Raw genomic sequence first — 19,660 nt, 5'->3', positions numbered from 1 at the left:
TTGAATGCAGGGCGCGGCTGTTTCCTCGGCTTTCCCAGAGCGGAAGAGGGGAAGGGGGGGGGGGGCTTCCACCCCCCCCACACGGAGCACACCCCCGCGCTCCCCCCCCCCTTCCCCCCCCCCGCTCCGTATGTGTCGTCTCATCTCACCATGTGGCGCGCACCTGGCGGATGATCCGCCGGCGCAACCGCACCCTGCGGCTGCCGTCACGCATCAGGCTGAGGCGGTGCAACTCCCAGTGTCCGTACTCGGCATGGTCGGTCAGCAGACGCGCCGCCTCCTTGCGGGAGACCCCGCGCGGTACGTACACGTCGACAAATTCGTATTCCGGCATCGCATCTATTGTGCGGGCTGGGGCCCGGTACGGATAGCGTCTGCACTATGTCTGATGCTGCGCAGCCCACCGCTGCCGAGGTACGTGCCGCCGCCGAGGCGGTCAAGACCGCGCTCGACCGTCACCTGGCGGCGGTCGAACGCAGGACGGGGGAGGACGACCCGGCCGTCTACGAGGCCTTCAACGAGCTGGCCGCGGCCGCCGAGGCGTACGACGAGCTGCTCTACGACCGTTTCGACGAGGTCACACCCTTCGAGATCCCCGGCACGGAGGAGCTGCCGCCGTACGCGGGCCCCGAGGAGCCGAACGCGCTGAGTGTGCTGATCCGCCGTGACTACGCCGTCGTGGAGCCGCAGCGGCTGCTGGCGCAGGCCCAGCGGGTCGAGGCGGCGGACGACGAGGGCGGAGCGGACGCCTCCGGCACGGTGCACAGCGCGCTGGGCATCCTGTTCGGCGAGTTCGAACCGGACGAGATCGCCTCCCGGCACAAGGAGTTCGGCCTGGAGGAGGGCGACTCCACGCTGTGGGTGCTGGCGGCCGACGAACCGGCCGATCCGGGCGAGTGGCTGGAGACACCCTTCGACCAGGCCGATCCGCAGCGGGTGGTCTGCCGTTTCGACGTGAGCGCGGTCTTCGACGACGACCTCGAGGACGACGACGAGGACGAGAGCGAGGACGGCGACGACGACGGAGACGAGGTGGACCTCGACGCCGACCTGGACGAGGACGAGGACCTGGAACCGCTGGACGCGGAGCGCTAGCCGCAGCCGACGGACGGACAGGCCTCCACAGGCATACCCGGACAGGCGGGACAGCGGGACGAGGACGGCGGCGGTCGCCAGGGAAACCTGGCGGTCGCCGCCGTTTCGTGCGCCATGGGCGGAGGCGGGGTCTAACCCGCCGGGGGGACCTGAGTGCGCAGCAGGAGCGGCAGGCGGGTCGTGCGGGGCTTCGCCGGGACCTCGGCGACCGCGTGCGGCAGGGCCTGTTCCACGCCGTGCACCACGGACAGATGGCGCTCGGCGCGGCCGAAGGCCGTGTAGACCCAGGGGCGGGAGAGTGCCTGCGCCGCGTCGCCGGGCAGTACCACGACCGCCGCGGGCCAGCGGCTGCCCACCGCCTGGTGCGCGGTCAGCGCCCACCCGTGCCGTACGGATTGCCCCACCCGCTCCTGCGGTACGACCACGGGGCCGCCCGCGCAGGACAGGTGCAGTCCCTCCGCGTCGGCCTTCTCCACCCGGCCCGGCACCGTACGGCCCGGCACGGGGGAGTGGACGACCAGGTCACCGGGGTCGAAGCCGCCGAAGCGGCCCGGGCCGGGGTTGAGCCGTTCCTTGAGCGCGGCGTTCAGCGCGCGCGTGCCGGCCGCGCCGCCGTGCCCCGGAGTGATCACCACCGTCTGTCCGGGCGCGAAACCGAAGGCCCGGGGCACCGAGTCGGCGATGAGCTGCACGGTCCGGTGCACGGCCTCGCCCGCGTCCCGCACCGGCACGATCACGATCTCCTTGCCGGGCGCCTCGACCTGGTTCAGCTCGCCGATGCCGACGCCGGAGACCAGCTCGCCCAGCGGCCCCGGGTCGGGCGTGCGCGAGGCGACCTGCGGGCACACGCGCGCCGCGAGCAGATCGGCGAAGACCCGGCCCGGACCGGCGGACCACAGCACCGCCGGGTCACCGCTGAGCACCAGCCGGGCGCCGTCCGGCAGCGACTCCGCCACCATCGCGGCGGTCTCCACGTCGAGTTGCGGGGCGTCCGGCAGGACCAGCAGGTCCAGGGCGAGCGCCCCCTCCGCGTCCCGGCCGGGGCCCTCGGTGCCGGAGAGCAGACCGGAGACGGTGACCACGGCCTCGTCCGCCCCGGCCAGGAGGGAGGCGAACCGGTGCCGGCCGTCGGGCGTGTGGCAGGCCGCCACCGCGCGCAGGCCCTGGGCGCGGGCCGCGGTGAGCAGGGCGGCCGGTTCCGCACGGGCGGCCTCGCCGCCGGTGTGCAGCACCAGGCCGTGCCCGGCGACGGCACGGATCAGCTCGGCCGCGCTCCCGGACACCCCCTCCGGCTCCCACCGCGGGGACGCCTCCTTGGAGAGGGAGTTGACGATCCGGGCCAGAGCGTCGGCGAGGCTCTCCTCCGCGAGCGCGTACCGCTCCAGGCCGACCAGGACCCGGACCGGGCGGGCCTCCTCGCCGCCCTCGGCCTCCTCGCCGCCCTCGGCCTCCTCGCCCCCGGCCCCGGCCCCGGCGGGTGTGGCGCCGGGCTCCTCCAGGGCGTCCTGGAAGACGAGGGCCTCTCCCTCCGCCAGCGTGCTCTGTACGGCGGCGTCCGCGTCCGGCACGGACTGTCGGCCGAGCGCGGCGGCCAGCGCGGGCAGCTCCAGGGCGGTGTGCCCGGCCAGCGCGGCCTGCTCCAGCAGCCAGACGGTGACCGCCCGGCCGCGCCGCTCGTCGTCCGGCGCGCACTGCGGGCCCAGCAGCGCCCGCGCGAAGCCGTCGGCCTGCTCGGGCCGTACGCCGGTGACGCGCAGCAACTGCCAGGGGTCCTCCCGCAACAGCTCCTGCGCCCCCTCGCCGAGGGCGGCGGCGACCTGCGGCGCCAGGTTCTCCGGGGCCTCGCCCTCGGTGAGCACGCGGCGCACGGCGTCCACGGCGTCGGGCGCGGGCGGCGGGGGAGCGGCGGCCTCGGTGGCCACCGGCTGCGGGTGCCGTACGGGCTCCGGGGCGGCGCGGCGCGGGGCGGGCTCCGGGTCGTCGAACACGGTGCCCGTGGGCTTGGCGCCGCCCTCCACCGCCCGTACGGCGGCGAGCAGGTCGGCCGCCTTGCCGCTCAGCTTGGTCCCGGCGGCGATGGGTTCCTTCTCGGCCTTGCGCCGCTCGATCCGCTCCCGCTCGAGCTTCTGCGCGGCCAGCTCGGCTTGGGCCTCGGTGAGCTGGGCGGCGGCGTTTTCACCGGTGGCCTCCTTGGAGGCGTCCTCGTCGTCGGTGGCCGCCTCGCCCGCGTTCTCAGCGTTCTCTGCGGTCTCGGCGGCCTGCGTGTTCTCCTCGCCGCTCTCCGCCGCGCGGGCGCCGTCCTCACCGTCCGGCGTCCCCGGCCCGGTGTTCTCCGTGGTCTCCGGCTCGGTGCTCACAGCGTGCTCCAGTCGTGATCGGGATAGCGGTGCACGGGCGCCGACACATCGTCCAGGGCCCGGCAGATCTCGTCAGGAAGACTAAGGGCCTCCACTGACAGAGCCGCCGTGAGCTGCTGCGCGTTGCGCGGTCCGACGATCGGCGCGGCCACCCCGGGCCGGTCGCGCACCCAGGCCAGGGCGACCTGGAGCGCGGTCACCGCGAGTCCGTCCGCCGCGGTCGTCACGGCGTCGACGATCCGGCTGGCGGTGTCGTCGAGATAGGGCTCGACGAAGGGCGAGAAGTGCTCGGAGGCGGCGCGCGAGTCGGGCGGCAGCGCGTCGCCCCGGTACTTGCCGGTGAGCACGCCCCGGCCCAGGGGGGAGGAGGGCAGCAGCCCGATGCCCAGGTCCAGCGCGGCCGGCAGCACCTCGCGCTCGATACCGCGCTGGAGCAGCGAGTACTCCATCTGCGTACAGGCCAGCCGGGTCCGGGTGCCCGGCGCGGACAGCTGCCAGGTGGCGGCCTTGGCGAGCTGCCAGCCGCAGAAGTTGGAGACCCCGGCGTAGCGGGCGCGGCCGCTGGCGACCGCGATGTCGAGGGCCTGGAGGGTCTCCTCCAGCGGGGTGTCCGGGTCGAAGGAGTGGACGTGCCACAGGTCGACGTAGTCCGTGCCGAGGCGGGCGAGGGAGGCGTCGAGGGCGGCGAGCAGATGGCCCCGTGAGCCGTCGAAGCGGCGGTCCGGGTCGGGCACGCTGCCGGCCTTCGTGGAGATGATCAGGTCCCGCCGCGGAACCAGGCCGTCTATGAGCCGCCCGAGGAGGTACTCGGCGTCCCCGTCGCCGTACACGTCCGCCGTGTCGACGAGGGTGCCGCCCGCCTCCCAGAACGTCTTCATGAGGTCCGCGGCGTCGTGCTCGTCGGTGTCACGCCCCCAGGTCAGGGTGCCGAGCCCGATGCGGGACACACGCAGGCCGGTGCGGCCGAGATGCCTCTGCTCCATGGACGCCGAGATTACTGGCCAGAACTGGGCCGTGGGTTGCCTGTGGATAACCGAATCTCCGCGCGTCACCCTCGCCGTCTGCGCCCGCCGCCGGCGGATCCCCGCCCGGCGGCGGTCCCTTCCCCGCAGGCCGCTCACCACACCCCCGGTCCGCGCGACGCTCACCACATCGCCCTCCCCGGCTCCCCGGGCCCGCGCTAAGGTCGGGGCGACAGCGTCGTTACTGATCAGTAAGGGGAATCGGCCATGCAGCTCGGGATCAACCTCGGCTACTGGGGTGCCGGAATGGACGGGGACAACCTGGCCGTCGCCCAGGAGGCCGACCGGCTCGGTTACGCCGTCTGCTGGGCGGCCGAGGCCTACGGGTCGGACGCCGCCACCGTGCTCACCTGGGTCGCCGCGCAGACCGAACGGATCGACGTCGGCTCGGCCATCTTCCAGATTCCGGCGCGCCAGCCCGCGATGACCGCGATGACCGCCGCCACCCTCGACTCCCTCTCCGGCGGCCGCTTCCGCCTCGGCCTCGGCGTCTCGGGGCCGCAGGTCTCCGAGGGCTGGTACGGCGTCAAGTTCGACAAGCCGCTGTCCCGCACCCGCGAATACGTGGAGATCGTCCGCAAGGCGATGACCCGCGAGCGGCTGTCGTACGAGGGCGAGCACTGGACACTGCCGCTGCCGGGCGGTCCGGGCAAGCCGATCAAGCTGACCGTGCACCCGGAGCGCGAGCACATCCCGCTGTACATCGCCGCGATCGGCCCGAAGAACCTGGAGCAGACCGGTGAGATCGCCGACGGCGCCCTGCTGATCTTCCCGTCCGCCGACCACCTCGAGGACACCGCGATCAAGTACCTGCGGGCCGGCCGCGAGAAGGCCGGCAAGACCCTCGACGGCTTCGACGTCTGCCCGACGCTGCCGCTCGCCGTCGGCGACGACAAGGACGTCGAGAAGCTCGCCGACACCTTCCGCCCGTACACCGCGCTGTACGTCGGCGGCATGGGCAGTCGCAAGCAGAACTTCTACAACCAGCTCGCGCAGCGCATGGGCTACGAGGAGGCGGCGGCCGAGGTCCAGAACAAGTACCTGTCCGGAGACAAGCAGGGCGCCGCGGCCGCCGTCCCGCACGATCTGATCGACCGGACGACGCTGCTGGGCTCGGTGGAGCGGATCGCCGACCGGATGAAGGCCTACGCCGCCGCGGGGGTCACCACCCTCACCCTCGCCCCCGCGGGCTTCACCCTCGACGAGCGCCTCGCCTCGCTGCGGGCCGGCACCGAGGCCCTGGAACTGGCGGGTCTCGCGTAGGGCCTGTCCGGGACTCTTCGGCAGAGGGAGATTTCAGCGGCCGTGGTGGGGGCTCGGGGGTCTTCCCCGCCACGGCCGTCACGGAGAACAACGCGCAGGGACGCACGCGGTTACGCCCTCGGAGCGACTCCGGGCGTCCTCCTTTTGGCGGAGTTGTCCGACACAGCTGTTGCAGCACCCCTCCGGCCGCATTTGACTCGTTCTTCGCGGAGTCCCGCGCACGCGGAATCCTGCGGCTACGCGGAGAGGGGTCCCCCGATGCTTTCGGCCAAGAGTCTGTTCCAGGAGATCATCGACAACGACGAGTCCTTCGCGCTCTTCTGCTCCATCGCCGCCAGCGGGGAGTCACAGGGCGGCTGGGAGAACGCCCGGATCGCCGCGCTCGTCCCGCCGGACGAACGCGACCTCGCCCCCAAGATCGCCCGCCACGGCGCCGACGAGGACAAGCACGGGCGGATCTTCAACGCCCTGATGAAGAGGCGCGGCCTCGAACCCGTCCCCGTGCCGTCCGACACCGACTACACGATGCTCCTGGAGCGGGCCGGCATCGGCCTCGCCCACGACCAGCTCAAGGCCGACCAGCCGCTCACCGTGCAGGACATCGTCACCTACCTCGCCCACAGCCGGGTCACCGAACAGCGCGCCTCCGAGCAGATGGAGCTGCTGCGCAAGCACTTCGCGGACGACCCCGACATCGGCCGCGCGGTGAAGATGATCTCGAACGACGAGGACAACCACCTCGCCTACTGCCACGAGGAACTCCTGCGCTTCGCGCGCGCGGGACACGGCCGCGCCATTCAGCGCACCCTGCGCGAGTGCGCGCTCGCCGAGATCCGGATCTACCGGGACGTCAGCCTCGCCGTCATGGCCCACATGGGCCGCATCCTGGGCTGGCCCAGGCCCAAGGCGGCCGTCCTCGCGGCCGGCATCCACGCCGTGTACGCCTGGGAGCGGTTCGCCGGCTGGCGGCGCATGGTGACCCTGACGACGCCGGAACGCCGCGACGCCCTCGGCGGCCCGGCCACCGCGGCACCCGAGTTCGCGTGACTACAGCCAGCCGCGCCGCTTGAACAGCCGGTACAGCAGCACCTCAAGGACGGCCATCGCCGCGATCAGCGCCGGATAGGACCACAGCCAGTGCAACTCCGGCATGTGGTCGAAGTTCATGCCGTAGATCCCCGCGATCATCGTGGGGACCGCGGCCATGGCCGCCCACGCGGAGATCTTCCGCATGTCGTCGTTCTGCCGGACGCTCATCTGCGCGAGATGGGCGGAGAGGATGTCGGAGACCAGCCGGTCCAGGCCCTCCACGGACTCGTTCACGCGCGTGAGGTGGTCGCTGACGTCCCGGAAGAAGGGCCGCGCCCGGTCGTCCACGAAGGGCAGGTCCGAGCCCAGCCGGCCGATGTCCGACAGCCGGGTCAGCGGCGGCGCCAGCGGGACGGTGGCCCGGCGGAACTCCAGGACCTGCCGCTTGAACGTGTAGATCCGCGAGGCGGTGTGCCGGGAGCCGCCGCCCGACGGCGAGAACACCTCCGCCTCCAGCTCCTCCAGGTCGTTCCCCAGCTCGGTCAACACGACCAGGTAGTCGTCGACGATGGCGTCGGCGATCGCGTACAGCACCGCCGTCGGCCCCTTGGCGAGGATCTCCGGCTCGTCCTCCAGCCGGCGCCGTACGGCCGCCAGCGGCGAGCCCACGCCGTGCCGGACGGTGACCACGAAGGCGTCGCCGAGGAAGACCATGATCTCCCCGGAGGTGACGGCGTCGCTCTCGGGTTCGTACGCGACCGGCTTGAACACCAGGAACAGCGAGTCGTCGTACACCTCCAGCTTGGGCCGCTGGTGGGCGTTGAGAGCGTCCTCCACGGCCAGCGGATGCAGCCCGAACTCCCGCGAGACGTGGTCGAACTCCCGCTCGGACGGCTCGTACAGCCCGATCCAGACGAAGCCGCCCGAGGCGCGGGCCTCCGCCAGGGCGTCGGAGAGGTCGTCCGGTCCCTCCGTGCGCCGCCCCTTGCGGTAGATGGCGCAGTCGACGATCACGGAGCGTATTCTCCCCTCGGACGGCCACCGCCGCACGCGCGCGTGTGCCTACCCTGGGCCGCATGCCCACCCTGATCCTCGTCCGGCACGGACGTTCGACCGCCAACACCTCCGGAGTGCTCGCCGGGTGGACGCCCGGCGTCAGCCTCGACGAGCGCGGCATCACGCAGGCCGCCACGCTGCCCGGCCGGCTCGCGGGACTGCCGCTCTCCGAGGTCGTGGCCAGCCCCCTGGAGCGCTGCCAGGAGACCCTGCGGCCGCTCCTGGAGGCCCGCCCCGGGCTTCGCTCGCACACCGACGAGCGGATCGGGGAGTGCCACTACGGCGACTGGTCCGGACGCAAGCTCGCCGAGCTGAAGGACGAGCCCCTGATGGAGGTCGTGCAGGCGCACCCGTCCGCGGCCGCCTTCCCCGGCGGCGAGTCCATGCGCGCGATGCAGACCCGCGCCGCCGAGGCGGTCCGTGAGTGGAACGCGCGCGTGGAGCGCGACCACGGCGCCGACGCCGTCTATCTGATGTGCTCGCACGGCGACATCATCAAGTCGCTCGTGGCGGACGCCCTCGGTCTTCATCTCGACCTCTTCCAGCGGATCTCCGTGGAACCGTGTTCCGTCACCGCGATCCGCTACACCCGGCTACGGCCCTTTCTCGTGCGCCTCGGGGACACCGGCGACTTCGCCTCCCTCGCGCCGCGCGAGGAACCACCGACCGGTGACGCGACGGTCGGCGGCGGCGCGGGCGCACCGTGATCGTCGCCCGCAGTAGGGTGAAGCGGTCCACACACGCGCGTACACGCATGGACGTTTCCGAAACCCCGACTCCCATGGAGACAGGACGTGTCCCGTCAGGTGTTCCTCTACGACCCCCCGGACCGCTTCGTGGCCGGTACGGTCGGACTGCCCGGGCGCCGTACCTTCTTCCTCCAGGCCACCGCGGGCTCCCGCGTGACCAGTGTGGCCCTGGAGAAGACCCAGGTCGCCGCGCTCGCCGAGCGCATGGACGAACTGCTGGACGAGGTGGTACGCCGTAGCGGCGGCAGCGCCGCCGTGCCCGCCGTGGCACCCGCCGAGAACACCGACACCGGCCCCCTCGACGCCCCCGTCGAGGAGGAGTTCCGGGTCGGCACCATGGCCCTCGCCTGGGACGGCGAGGAGCAGCGCATGATCGTCGAGGCGCAGGCCCTGGTGGAGCTGGAGGCGGACTCCGAGGAGGACCTCGCCGAGGCGGAGGAACGGCTTCTCCAGGACGAGGAGAACGGCCCCCCGATGCTGCGGGTCCGGCTCACCGGCGCCCAGGCCAGAGCCTTCGCCAAGCGCGCCCTCGACGTCGTCAACGCCGGCCGGCCGCCGTGCCCGCTGTGCAGTCTGCCGCTCGACCCGGAAGGACACGTATGTCCGCGCCAGAACGGATACCGTCGCGGGGCGTGACCGCCACCGACCCGGCCTTCGCCGACCTGCTTGCCCGGGGCGAGCTGACCGTGCGCGGCCGTATCCGTGACGCCTCCAACGCGGCCCTGTACTGCACCGTCACGCACGAGGGCCGCGAGGCGGCCTGCGTCTACAAGCCCGTCGCCGGGGAGAGACCCCTGTGGGACTTCCCCGACGGCACCCTCGCCCGGCGCGAGGTCGCCGCGTACGAGGTGTCCCGGGCGACCGGCTGGGACCTCGTGCCGCCCACCGTGCTGCGCGAGGGCCCGTACGGCGAGGGCATGTGCCAGCTGTGGATCGAGGTGGCGCCGGAGTCCGAGCTGCTCGCCCTGGTCGACGGGGAGGAGCCGGAGCCGGGCTGGAAGGCGATCGGGTTCGCCGAGGTCGGCGAGGGCCGCACCGCGCTGCTGGTGCACGCCGACGACGAGCGGCTGCGGCGGCTCGCCGTCCTCGACGCGGTGATCAACAACGCCGACCGCAAGGGCGGCCATCTGCTGCCCACCGCCGACGGCCGGCTGTACGGCATCGACCACGGGGTCACCTTCAACACCGAGGACAAGCTGCGCACCCTCCTGTGGGGCTGGGCGGGGGAGCCGCTGACCGGGGAGGCCGTCGAGGTCCTCAAGGGCCTCCAGGGCGCCCTGGAGCCCTCCGGGCAGCTCACGGGCACCCTGGCCGCGCTCGTCACCCCCGCCGAGGTCGACGCCACGCGCGCGCGGGTCGACGCGCTGCTGGAGTCCGGCAGGCACCCGGAGCCGAGCGGGGAGTGGCCGGCGATCCCCTGGCCGCCGGTGTGAGCCGCCGATGCACACCGGCCGGGATCGGGCAAGAGTGCCTTCCCGGTCATCCGGCCCACTCCGGTTCGTAAACGCAACTCCGGTCCGGTTACGCTCATGACATGCATGCCTGGCCCGCTTCCGAGGTCCCCGCCCTGCCCGGTCAGGGCCGCGACCTGAGGATCCACGACACCGCGACCGGCGGTCTGGTCTCTTTGGACCCCGGTCCCGTCGCCCGTCTCTACGTCTGCGGTATCACGCCGTACGACGCGACCCACATGGGTCACGCGGCGACCTACAACGCGTTCGACCTCGTCCAGCGCGTGTGGCTCGACACCAAGCGGCAGGTTCACTACGTCCAGAACGTCACCGACGTCGACGACCCGCTGCTCGAGCGCGCCGACCGCGACGGCGTCGACTGGGTCGCCCTCGCCGAGAAGGAGACGGCCCTCTTCCGCGAGGACATGACCGCCCTGCGGATGCTCCCGCCCCAGCACTACATAGGCGCCGTCGAGGCGATACCCGGCATCGTCCCGCTCGTCGAGCGGCTCCGGGACGCGGGCGCCGCCTACGAACTCGACGGCGACATCTACTTCTCCGTCGAGTCCGACCCGCACTTCGGCCAGGTCTCGAACCTCGACGCCGCCGCCATGCGGCTGCTGTCCGCCGAGCGCGGCGGCGACCCGGACCGGCCGGGCAAGAAGAACCCGCTCGACCCGATGCTGTGGATGGCCGCCCGCGAGGGCGAGCCCAGCTGGGACGGCGGCTCGCTGGGCCGCGGCCGCCCCGGCTGGCACATCGAGTGCGTCGCCATCGCGCTGGACCACCTCGGCATGACCTTCGACGTCCAGGGCGGCGGCTCCGACCTCGCCTTCCCGCACCACGAGATGGGCGCCTCACACGCCCAGGTGCTCACCGGCGAGTTCCCCATGGCCAAGGCGTACGTTCACGCCGGCATGGTCGCCCTGCACGGCGAGAAGATGTCCAAGTCCAAGGGCAACCTCGTCTTCGTCTCCCGGCTGCGCGCGGACGGCGTCGACCCCGCCGCGATCCGGCTCAGCCTGCTCGCCCACCACTACCGCTCCGACTGGGAGTGGACCGACCAGGTGCTGGCGGACGCCGTCGCCCGGCTCGGACGCTGGCGCGCGGCCGTCTCCCGGCCCGACGGACCGCCCGCCGAGGCGCTCGTCGAGGCGATCCGCGAGGCCCTCGCGCACGACCTCGACGCCCCGGCCGCGCTGGCCGCCGTCGACCGCTGGGCCGCGCTCCAGCAGGAGACGGGCGGCACCGACATCGGCGCGCCCGGTGTCGTCTCCCGGGCCGTGGACGCCCTGCTGGGCGTCGCGCTGTAACGCGTAGGCAACGCGTCGGCGAGGGGCGCCCCCGCAGGGTGCGGGAAGCGCCCCTCGCTCACTGTCGAGATGCTGTCGACCGGCGGTCGGCAGCTGTGGCCACCGGGGTCCCTGTGGTGGGGTGGACACCAGTTGACCGTCGGACCGGCCAACTGCCGGTCCCTTCGCGGAAGGACGCTCCGTGGCACCCACGCACGGTTCCTTCGCACACCCCCTCTCGCGTCGCCGGCTCCTCGCGATCGGCGCCGCGACCCTGGGCGCCGCCTCGCTCGGCACGCCCGCCCACGCGACCGCACCCGCGACCACCTCCCGACCGGACGTGATCGCCCTCCCCGACGGCTTCCGCCCCGAGGGCATCGCCATCGGACGCGGCCCCTACGCCTACCTCGGCTCGCTCGGCGACGGCTCGATCTACCGGGCCGACCTGCGCACCGGCGAGGGCGGCATCATCTCGACCGGCCCCGGCACCCCCTCCGTGGGCCTCAAACTCGACGACCAAGGGCGGCTGTTCGTCGCCGGACGCGACATCGGCGCCCGGGTGGTGGACGTGCGCAGCGGCGAGATCCTCGCCTCCTACCGACTGACCGCCACCACCCCCACGTTCACCAACGACGTGTTCCTCACCCCGCGCACGGCCTGGTTCACCGACTCCTACCAGCCCGTCCTGTACGCCCTCCCGCTCGGCCGGCGCGGTGAACTCCCGGCCGCCGACGACGTCGTACGCCTCCCGCTGAGCGGCGACTGGGTCCAGGGGGCCGAGGGCGCGGTGAACGCCAACGGCATCACCCGCACGCCCGACGGCTCGGCGCTGCTCGTCGTGCAGTCCGGGGTCGGCGCGCTGCACCGGGTGGACGCGCGCACCGGCGTGACCCGGCTGGTCGACCTCGGGGACGCGGCCCCGCTCACCAACGGCGACGGGCTGCTGCGCGTCGGACGGACGCTGTACGTCGTCCAGAACCGGCAGAACGCGATCGACGTGTTCACGCTCGCCGCCGACGGCCGCAGCGGGGTCTTCCGGAGCCGGATCACCGACCCGGACTTCGACGTGCCGACCACGGTCGCGCGGTACGGGGACCGGCTCTACCTGCCCAACGCGCGGTTCACCACCACGCCGACCCCGGCCACGACGTACGCGGTGGTCGCCGTACCGGCGTGACGCGGAACATGACGCGGAAACGGTGGAGGGGGGGGGGGGGGGGGGGGGGGGGGGCCCCCCCCCCCCCCCCCCCCCCCCCCCCCCCCCACCCCTCTGCTCATGACCCGCTGATCAGTCCTCCGACGAATCCTCGTCGTCGCCCAGAGGCTTCGGCGGCTTCGGGGGCCGCGTCCGCTCCCCGGGGCCGGGCGGGCCGCCGCCGTCGCGGCGCCGCAGATAGCGCTCGAACTCACGGGCGATCGCCTCGCCCGACGCCTCCGGCAGCTCCGCGGTGTCCCGGGCCTCCTCCAGCGTCTGCACGTACTCCGCGACCTCGCTGTCCTCCGCCGCCAGCTGGTCCACGCCCACCTGCCAGGCGCGCGCGTCCTCGGGCAGCTCGCCCAGCGGGATGCGCACGTCGATCAGGTCCTCCAGCCGGTTGAGGAGGGCCAGCGTCGCCTTCGGGTTCGGCGGCTGCGAGACGTAGTGCGGCACGGCCGCCCACAGCGACACCGCGGGCACACCCGCGTGCGTGCACGCCTCCTGGAGAACGCCGACGATGCCCGTCGGGCCCTCGTACTTGGTCTCCTCCAGGTCCATCCGCTGCGCCAGATCGGCATCGGACGTCGTACCGCTGATCGGGACCGGACGGGTGTGCGGGGTGTCACCCAGCAGTGCGCCCAGGATGACGACCAGCTCCACGCCCAGCTCGTGCGCGAAGCCGAGCAGTTCGTTGCAGAACGAGCGCCAGCGCATGGACGGTTCGATTCCGCGTACGAGCACCAGGTCCCGTGGCTTCTCGCCGCCGACCCGCACCACCGACAACCTTGTCGTCGGCCACGTGATCTTGCGCACGCCGGCGTCCATCCACACCGTGGGGCGGTTCACCTGGAAGTCGTAGTAGTCCTCGGCGTCCAGCGCCGCGAACACCTCGCCCTTCCACTCCCGCTCCAGGTGCGCGACCGCGGTGGAAGCGGCGTCGCCGGCATCGTTCCAGCCCTCGAACGCGGCCACCATGACCGGGTCGATCAGCTCGGGTACCCCCTCGAGCTCGATCACCCAGTGCCTCCTTCCGACGTGCCCTCGCCTGACCACCCAACCTTACGGCGTTCTGCAGGGGCGCCCGCAGCCCCCTTGCACGGGGGAGTGAACGGATCACTGCCCCGTTCGCCACCCCCGAACACCCCCCGGCCCGGACGTCCGCGCGCGCCGGAGCACAGCTTTCTCACAGCGTGGAGCGCAGCCACTGCTCCACGCTCGCGATATGCACCGTCGCCCACGACCGCGCCGCCTCCGCGTCCCGGTCGCGCAGCGCCGCCAGGATCGCCCGGTGCTCGCGCAGGGTGCCGGTGACCGCGTCCTCCTGGGTCAGGCCCCGCCAGATCCGGGCCCGGGTGGTGGGCCCGGACAGACCGTCCAGCAGCGAGCACAGCACCGAGTTCCCGGCGCTCTGCACGATGCCCCGGTGGAACTCCAGGTCGCCGGCGACGAGTTCCTCCACCGACGGCGCGTCGCCCAGCTTGTCCAGCTGCGACTCCAGCGCGTCGAGCTGCTGCGCGCTGATCCGCAGCGCGGCCATCGCCGTCGCGGCCGGCTCCAGGATGCGGCGCACCGCCAGGAACTCCAGGACCGTGTCGTCGCGGTGGAAGTCCACGACGAAACTCAGTGCCTCCAGCAGCAGTTGCGGATCGAGGCTGGTGACGTACGTGCCGTCGCCCTGGCGCACGTCCAGGATCCGGATCAGCGACAGGGCGCGCACCGCCTCCCGCAGGGAGTTGCGGGACAGACCCAGCTCGGCGGCCAGCTCGCTCTCCTTGGGGAGCCGGTCCCCGGGGCGCAGCGCACCCGAGACGATCATGCCCTTGATCTTCTCGATCGCCTCGTCGGTGACTGCCATGACCGGCCTCCTGTCGCTCTCCGACCTGCACGGACTCCGACCCGCTCAGACATCGGATGTCTCAGGACATTATGAGCATGTGATCGCCCGGGTGGGGAGTGATCGGACCGGCACCCGCGGACCGGCGGTCACGCCCCGGTGCCGTCCGGCGGCTCCGGTGCGTCCAGGAAGGCCGGCGCGGCCAGCAGGCGCAGCGCCTCCAGGGACACGACCGCGCCGCGCTCGACGCCGGCCGCGACGACCTCGCGGTGCGGGTCGTAGCCGCCGGTGGCGTCCTCGTCGACCAGCTCGTCGGCGTTCGCCCCGTCGATCACCAGCACACCGCCCGCGACGAGCCCGCGCAGGGAGGCGGTGACCAGCAGCGCCGACAACTCCATCTCGATGGCGGCGAGTCCGGCGCCCTCGTAGGAGAAGAGGGGGAGGAGGCCGGGCCGGAAGGCCGCCCGGGTCCAGACGATCCCCCGGTGGTGCGGGGCACCCTGCTCACGGGCCGCGCGCGCGAGCGCGAACACCGCCTCGGGGGCGGCGACCGCCGGGAACTCCGGGGGCAGCAGCTGGTGGGTGACACCGTCGTCGCGGACGGCGGCCTCGGCGATGACCAGATCGCCGTCGCCGATCCCCGGCCTCATCGCGCCCGCCGTGCCCAGCCGCAGGAAGGTGCGCACCCCCGCGTCCGCCAGCTCCTGGAACAACAGGATCGCGCCCGGCGCGCCCACCCCGTGCGAGGCGACGACCACCGGCAGGCCCTTCCAACGGCCGCTGAACACCCGGTACTCGCGGTGGTACGACACCTCCTCGGCACCGTCCAGCAGCGCGGCGACGGCCGCCGCGCGCGCCGGGTCGCCGACGACCACGGCGTGCGCGGGCAGACCGGCGCGGGGTATGCGGGTGACCGGCAGGAGGTCCTGCGTCATGAACGCGCTCCAGAGGGACGGGGACGGCGACGGCGGCGGGCCGCCGTGACACGAGACCGATCCAACCATGACCGGCGGTCAGGTCCCGCGCGAACTTCCCCGTGAACGACGGGACAGGCGAAAGGGGCGGCTCCATCGGCGAGGAGCCGCCCCTTTCGTGGCTCTGGCCCCGGTACGGCGGGGCCGTCCCCCCGGTGCCGGCCCGGTCAGGGGAGTGGGCCGGCGCAGGGTCCGTTCGCGGTCGGACGGGTCACTTCTTGTCGAGCAGGTCCTGGACCTTGGCCCGGACGTCGTCCGTGGCGAGACCGCGGATCGTCAGCGTCGTACGGCGGCGCAGCACGTCGTCCTGCGTCTCGGCCCACTCGTTGTCACGGGCGTAGACGACCTGCGCCCAGATCTCCGGGGCGTCCGGGTGGACCCGCTCGCCCAGCTCCGGGTTGTCGTTGGCCAGCCGGGCGATGTCGAAGGCCAGCGAACCGTAGTGGGTGGCCAGGTGCTTGGCGGTGTCCGCCGCCATGCGCGGGCCCGGCGCCGGGTTGTCCACCAGCAGCCGGTGGGCGACCGCGCGCGGGTTGGCCACGCCGGGCAGCGGGAGCTTCTTCGGCAGCGAGGAGATCGGCTCGAAGTCGTCGCCGAGCGGGTGGCCCGGCAGCGCCTCCAGCTTCTGCATCACCGTACGGCCGATGTGGCGGAAGGTGGTCCACTTGCCGCCCGCCACGGACAGCATGCCGCCCCTGCCCTCGGTCACCACCGTCTCGCGCTTGGCCTTGGCGGTGTCGCCGGGGCCGCCCGGCAGCACCCGCAGACCGGCGAAGGCGTAGGTGATGAGGTCACGGTCGAGCTGCTGGTCGCGGATGGAGAACGCGGCCTCGTCGAGTATCTGGGCGGTGTCCTTCTCGGTGACCGAGACGTCCGCCGGGTCGCCCTCGAACTCCTCGTCGGTCGTGCCGAGCAGCAGCATGTCCTCCCAGGGGAGGGCGAAGGTGATCCGGTACTTGTCGATCGGGGTCGCGAGCGCGGCCTTCCAGGGGGAGGTGCGCTTCAGGACCAGGTGCGCGCCCTTGGAGAGCCGGATGGACGGCGCCGCGTTCGGGTCCTCCATCCTGCGCAGGTGGTCGACCCACGGGCCGGTCGCGTTCAGCACGAGACGGGCGTTCACGCCGAACTCGTCGCCGGTCAGACGGTCGCGCAGGTCGGCGCCCGTCACCCGGTTGCGGGTGAAGCGCAGCCCGGTGACCTCGGCGTGGTTGAGGACCACCGCGCCCGCCTCGACGGCCGCGCGGACCGTCATCAGCGCCATGCGCGCGTCGTTCATCTGGTCGTCGCCGTACACGGCCACGGCCTTGAGGTTCTGGGTGCGCAGCTCGGGCACGTCCTGCGCGGCCTTGGCCGGCGAGAGCAGGTGCCCGACGCCGTCGCCGAAGGCCGACAGCGCGGAGTAGGCGAAGACGCCCGCTCCGAGCTTCGCCGCGCCGTGCGGCCCGCCCTTGTACACGGGGAGGTAGAAGGTGAGCGGGTTCGCCAGGTGGGGGGCCACCTGGCGGGAGACCGCACGGCGCTCGAAGTGGTTCTCCGCCACCAGCTTCACCGCGCCGGTCTGCAGGTAGCGCAGACCGCCGTGGAGAAGCTTGGAGGAGGCGGAGGAGGTGGCACCGGCGAAGTCGCCGGCGTCGACCAGGGCCACCCTGAGGCCGGACTGCGCGGCGTGCCAGGCGGTGGAGATGCCCAGGATGCCGCCGCCGATCACGAGAAGGTCGTACGACGCCTTGGAGAGCTGCTCCCGGGTCTCGGCGCGGCTCGGGTTGGAGCCGGAGGCCGGGCGGGTGCCGAGGGCAGGCACGGACTGCAGGGTGGGCTGACTGGTCATTGGGGGTTCTTACTCCTCGTCCTCGATCCAGCCCATGGTCCGCTCGACGGCCTTGAGCCAGTTCTTGTACTCACGGTCGCGGGTCTCCGCGTCCATGTGGGGGGTCCACTCGGCGGCCCGGCGCCAGTTGGCGCGCAGTTCGTCGGTGCTGGACCAGAAGCCGACGGCGAGACCGGCGGCGTAGGCGGCGCCGAGGCAGGTGGTCTCGGCGACCATCGGGCGCACCACCGGTGCGTCCAGGACGTCGGAGAGGGTCTGCATCAGCAGGTTGTTGGAGGTCATGCCGCCGTCGACCTTGAGGGTTACGAGCTCGTCGCCCGAGTCCTTGACCATGGCGTCGGCGATCTCGCGGGTCTGCCAGGCGGTGGCCTCCAGGACGGCACGCGCGAGGTGCGCCTTGGTGACGTACCGGGTCAGGCCGGCGATCACACCGCGGGCGTCGGAGCGCCAGTGCGGGGCGAACAGGCCGGAGAAGGCCGGTACGAAGTAGGCGCCGCCGTTGTCCTCGACCGAGAGCGCGAGCGTCTCGATCTCGGCGGCGGTGGAGATCAGGCCCATCTGGTCGCGCATCCACTGCACCAGGGAGCCGGTGACGGCGATCGAGCCCTCGAGCGCGTAGACCGTCGGCTGGTCGCCGATCTTGTAGCCGACCGTGGTCAGCAGGCCCGCGTAGGAGTTGATGATCTTGTCACCGGTGTTCATCACCATGAAGGTGCCGGTGCCGTAGGTGGACTTGGTCTCGCCCTCGGAGAAGCAGGTCTGGCCGAACAGGGCCGCCTGCTGGTCACCGAGCGCGGAGGCGACCGGGATGCCGCCGAGCAGGTCGCCCAGCTTGCCGCCGGTGACCTCGCCGTAGACCTCGGCGGAGGAACGGATCTCCGGGAGGATCGCCAGCGGGACGCCGATGGACTCGGCGATCTTGTCGTCCCACTCCATGGTGTGCAGGTTCATGAGGAGGGTGCGGGAGGCGTTGGTGACGTCGGTGACGTGGCGGCCGCCGTTGACACCGCCGGTCAGGTTCCAGATGACCCAGGTGTCCATGGTGCCGAAGAGGATGTCGCCCGCCTCGGCGCGCTCCCGCAGGCCCTCGACGTTGTCGAGCAGCCAGCGGGCCTTCGGACCGGAGAAGTAGGACGCGAGCGGCAGGCCCGTCTCGCGGCGGAAACGGTCCTGGCCGACGTTGCGGCCGAGCTCCTTGCAGAGCGAGTCGGTGCGGGTGTCCTGCCAGACGAGGGCGTTGTGGACGGGCTCACCGGTGTTCTTGTCCCACAGCACGGTGGTCTCGCGCTGGTTGGTGATGCCGATGGCCTTGATGTCGTCACGGGTGATGCCGGCCTTCTGGATGGCTCCGGCGACGACTTCCTGGACGTTGGTCCAGATCTCGTTGGCGTTGTGCTCGACCCAGCCCGGCTTCGGGAAGATCTGCTCGTGCTCCTTCTGGTCGACCGAGACGATCCGGCCGTCCTTGTCGAAGACGATGCAGCGGGACGAGGTCGTGCCCTGGTCGATCGCGGCGATGAAGGGGCCGGCGGTGTGGGCGTCGGTCACGGTGTGCTCCTGAGGTTCCGTGGATGGGGGGCTGTCCGTACGGCGCGGTGCCTGTGAGCGGTGCTCGGTGCGTGCGTGGCGTGAAGGCCGTGGGCGTTCTTGCTCAGCATGCTCTTCGTGCTCTTCGTGCACGTGGTGCTCTTAAGCAAAGGCGACGTTGTAGATGCCTGCCGCGATGGCGCCGCCGATCAGCGGACCGACCACCGGGATCCAGGCGTAGCCCCAGTCGGAGCCACCCTTGTTGGGCAGGGGCAGGAGGGCGTGCACGATGCGCGGACCGAGGTCACGGGCGGGGTTGATCGCGTACCCGGTCGGACCGCCGAGGGACAGACCGATCGAGACGACCACGAGCGCCGTGATCAGGGCGCCCAGGTTGCCGAGGCCGTTGCCCTTGTCGTTCAGGCCCTGGGTGAGCACGGCGAGCACCAGCACGACGGTGCCGATGATCTCCGTGGCGAGGTTCTGCCAGACGACCCGGATCTCCGGACCGGTGGAGAAGACGCCCAGCACCGGGCCGGCCCCCTGCTCCTGGGCCTCGACGGCCTTGGCCGTGGTGGCCTGCGCCCCGGGGCCACCGACGATCTCCTTGTCGGTGAGGTGCGCGTGGAACTGGCCGTAGTAGGCGACCCAGACCAGCGTCGCGCCGATCGCGGCACCGAGGAGCTGGCCCGCGAAGTAGACCGGAACGTTGCTCCAGTCGTCGTCCTTGATCGCGAGCGCGAGCGTCACGGCCGGGTTGAGGTGGGCGCCCGAGAGCGGGGCCGAGGTGTAGACGGCCGTCAGTACGGCGAAACCCCACCCGAAGGTGATGGCCAGCCAGCCGGCGTTGCGGGCCTTGGAGGCCTTCAGCGTCACGGCGGCGCAGACGCCACCGCCGAGCAGGATGAGTATGGCGGTACCGATGGTCTCGCCGATGAAGATGTCGGAGCTGGACACCCGCGACTCCTTTGTCCTTCGTCCAGGG

18 protein-coding genes are annotated in these 19,660 nt (G+C 72.4%); 8 read left to right on the top strand and 10 right to left on the bottom strand.

Features of this window, described 5'->3' with window-relative positions; translation table 11 throughout:
- Positions 1–145: 145 nt before the first annotated feature.
- Positions 146–334, bottom strand: a complete 189-nt coding sequence (locus ACZ6D7_RS20395) for a DUF5703 family protein (protein WP_010350366.1) — start codon at positions 332–334, stop codon at positions 146–148.
- A gap of 47 nt (positions 335–381) precedes the next feature.
- Between ACZ6D7_RS20395 and ACZ6D7_RS20390 the strand changes: the two genes are divergently transcribed.
- A complete protein-coding gene (locus ACZ6D7_RS20390) occupies positions 382–1,095 on the top strand; it encodes a hypothetical protein (protein WP_469492189.1) in 714 nt (237 codons plus the stop codon).
- Positions 1,096–1,226: 131 nt separating this feature from the next.
- Here the strand turns inward: ACZ6D7_RS20390 and ACZ6D7_RS20385 are convergent, their stop codons facing one another.
- Positions 1,227–3,452 carry a helix-hairpin-helix domain-containing protein gene (locus ACZ6D7_RS20385; RefSeq protein WP_469492187.1) on the bottom strand — a complete coding sequence of 742 codons (2,226 nt, stop codon included), beginning with the start codon at positions 3,450–3,452 and terminating at the stop codon, positions 1,227–1,229.
- Positions 3,449–4,435, bottom strand: a complete 987-nt coding sequence (locus ACZ6D7_RS20380; protein ID WP_469492184.1) for an aldo/keto reductase — start codon at positions 4,433–4,435, stop codon at positions 3,449–3,451. Before ACZ6D7_RS20380 ends, ACZ6D7_RS20385 begins: the two co-directional genes overlap by 4 nt.
- A gap of 246 nt (positions 4,436–4,681) precedes the next feature.
- Between ACZ6D7_RS20380 and ACZ6D7_RS20375 the strand changes: the two genes are divergently transcribed.
- Positions 4,682–5,737, top strand: coding sequence for an LLM class F420-dependent oxidoreductase (locus ACZ6D7_RS20375; RefSeq protein WP_469492182.1), 1,056 nt, complete (start codon positions 4,682–4,684; stop codon positions 5,735–5,737).
- Positions 5,738–5,995: 258 nt separating this feature from the next.
- Positions 5,996–6,784, top strand: a complete 789-nt coding sequence (locus tag ACZ6D7_RS20370; protein WP_469492180.1) for a ferritin-like domain-containing protein — start codon at positions 5,996–5,998, stop codon at positions 6,782–6,784.
- Here ACZ6D7_RS20370 and corA read toward each other — a convergent pair whose 3' ends face one another.
- On the bottom strand, positions 6,785–7,780 hold the full coding sequence (gene corA, locus ACZ6D7_RS20365) for a magnesium/cobalt transporter CorA (protein WP_469492178.1): 996 nt from the start codon (positions 7,778–7,780) through the stop codon (positions 6,785–6,787).
- A gap of 62 nt (positions 7,781–7,842) precedes the next feature.
- On the opposite strand from corA, the gene ACZ6D7_RS20360 reads away from it, so the two are divergent.
- The 5 genes from ACZ6D7_RS20360 (at position 7,843) to ACZ6D7_RS20340 (ending at position 12,491) form a co-directional block, all read left to right on the top strand.
- Positions 7,843–8,529 (top strand): histidine phosphatase family protein, encoded by a 687-nt coding sequence (locus ACZ6D7_RS20360; protein ID WP_469492176.1) that lies wholly within the window; start codon positions 7,843–7,845, stop codon positions 8,527–8,529.
- 87 nt (positions 8,530–8,616) lie between these two features.
- A complete protein-coding gene (locus tag ACZ6D7_RS20355; RefSeq protein ID WP_469492174.1) occupies positions 8,617–9,207 on the top strand; it encodes a DUF3090 domain-containing protein in 591 nt (196 codons plus the stop codon).
- Positions 9,171–10,004: an SCO1664 family protein gene (locus tag ACZ6D7_RS20350; RefSeq protein WP_469492173.1), complete on the top strand. Its 834-nt coding sequence runs from the start codon at positions 9,171–9,173 to the stop codon at positions 10,002–10,004. Before ACZ6D7_RS20355 ends, ACZ6D7_RS20350 begins: the two co-directional genes overlap by 37 nt.
- A 101-nt stretch (positions 10,005–10,105) precedes the next feature.
- Positions 10,106–11,335, top strand: coding sequence for a cysteine--1-D-myo-inosityl 2-amino-2-deoxy-alpha-D-glucopyranoside ligase (gene mshC, locus ACZ6D7_RS20345; RefSeq protein WP_469492171.1), 1,230 nt, complete (start codon positions 10,106–10,108; stop codon positions 11,333–11,335).
- 181 nt (positions 11,336–11,516) lie between these two features.
- Positions 11,517–12,491, top strand: a complete 975-nt coding sequence (locus ACZ6D7_RS20340; RefSeq protein ID WP_469492169.1) for an SMP-30/gluconolactonase/LRE family protein — start codon at positions 11,517–11,519, stop codon at positions 12,489–12,491.
- A gap of 111 nt (positions 12,492–12,602) precedes the next feature.
- Here the strand turns inward: ACZ6D7_RS20340 and ACZ6D7_RS20335 are convergent, their stop codons facing one another.
- The 6 genes from ACZ6D7_RS20335 to ACZ6D7_RS20310 all read right to left on the bottom strand — a co-directional run bounded on the left by ACZ6D7_RS20335 (position 12,603) and on the right by ACZ6D7_RS20310 (position 19,632).
- Complete coding sequence (locus ACZ6D7_RS20335) at positions 12,603–13,529, bottom strand: PAC2 family protein (RefSeq protein WP_469492168.1); 927 nt, start codon at positions 13,527–13,529, stop codon at positions 12,603–12,605.
- A gap of 166 nt (positions 13,530–13,695) precedes the next feature.
- A complete protein-coding gene (locus ACZ6D7_RS20330; RefSeq protein ID WP_469492166.1) occupies positions 13,696–14,367 on the bottom strand; it encodes a FadR/GntR family transcriptional regulator in 672 nt (223 codons plus the stop codon).
- Positions 14,368–14,495: 128 nt separating this feature from the next.
- Entirely contained in the window at positions 14,496–15,281 is a 786-nt protein-coding gene (locus ACZ6D7_RS20325; RefSeq protein ID WP_469492164.1) for a nucleoside phosphorylase, read from the bottom strand.
- Positions 15,282–15,531: 250 nt separating this feature from the next.
- Positions 15,532–17,148, bottom strand: a complete 1,617-nt coding sequence (locus ACZ6D7_RS20320; protein ID WP_469492162.1) for a glycerol-3-phosphate dehydrogenase/oxidase — start codon at positions 17,146–17,148, stop codon at positions 15,532–15,534.
- Positions 17,149–17,157: 9 nt separating this feature from the next.
- On the bottom strand, positions 17,158–18,696 hold the full coding sequence (gene glpK, locus ACZ6D7_RS20315; RefSeq protein ID WP_469492160.1) for a glycerol kinase GlpK: 1,539 nt from the start codon (positions 18,694–18,696) through the stop codon (positions 17,158–17,160).
- 141 nt (positions 18,697–18,837) lie between these two features.
- Complete coding sequence (locus tag ACZ6D7_RS20310) at positions 18,838–19,632, bottom strand: MIP/aquaporin family protein (RefSeq protein ID WP_469492158.1); 795 nt, start codon at positions 19,630–19,632, stop codon at positions 18,838–18,840.
- Between the last annotated feature and the right edge of the window lie 28 nt (positions 19,633–19,660).

This window comes from Streptomyces sp. NPDC041784 (genome assembly GCF_055591025.1).
The sequence above is the reverse complement of the archived record's forward strand: the minus strand, read 5'-3'. Positions and strand labels throughout refer to the sequence as shown.

What these genes read in the sequence shown, in the direction of transcription:
- ACZ6D7_RS20370 (WP_469492180.1), top strand. Translation starts at nt 5,996, where the DNA reads ATGCTTTCGGCCAAGAGTCTGTTCCAGGAGATCATCGACAACGACGAG.
- ACZ6D7_RS20360 (WP_469492176.1), top strand. Translation starts at nt 7,843, where the DNA reads ATGCCCACCCTGATCCTCGTCCGGCACGGACGTTCGACCGCCAACACC.
- ACZ6D7_RS20350 (WP_469492173.1), top strand. Translation starts at nt 9,171, where the DNA reads ATGTCCGCGCCAGAACGGATACCGTCGCGGGGCGTGACCGCCACCGAC.
- ACZ6D7_RS20390 (WP_469492189.1), top strand. Translation starts at nt 382, where the DNA reads ATGTCTGATGCTGCGCAGCCCACCGCTGCCGAGGTACGTGCCGCCGCC.
- ACZ6D7_RS20325 (WP_469492164.1), bottom strand. Translation starts at nt 15,281, where the DNA reads ATGACGCAGGACCTCCTGCCGGTCACCCGCATACCCCGCGCCGGTCTG.
- ACZ6D7_RS20395 (WP_010350366.1), bottom strand. Translation starts at nt 334, where the DNA reads ATGCCGGAATACGAATTTGTCGACGTGTACGTACCGCGCGGGGTCTCC.
- ACZ6D7_RS20375 (WP_469492182.1), top strand. Translation starts at nt 4,682, where the DNA reads ATGCAGCTCGGGATCAACCTCGGCTACTGGGGTGCCGGAATGGACGGG.
- ACZ6D7_RS20380 (WP_469492184.1), bottom strand. Translation starts at nt 4,435, where the DNA reads ATGGAGCAGAGGCATCTCGGCCGCACCGGCCTGCGTGTGTCCCGCATC.
- ACZ6D7_RS20320 (WP_469492162.1), bottom strand. Translation starts at nt 17,148, where the DNA reads ATGACCAGTCAGCCCACCCTGCAGTCCGTGCCTGCCCTCGGCACCCGC.
- ACZ6D7_RS20330 (WP_469492166.1), bottom strand. Translation starts at nt 14,367, where the DNA reads ATGGCAGTCACCGACGAGGCGATCGAGAAGATCAAGGGCATGATCGTC.
- mshC (WP_469492171.1), top strand. Translation starts at nt 10,106, where the DNA reads ATGCATGCCTGGCCCGCTTCCGAGGTCCCCGCCCTGCCCGGTCAGGGC.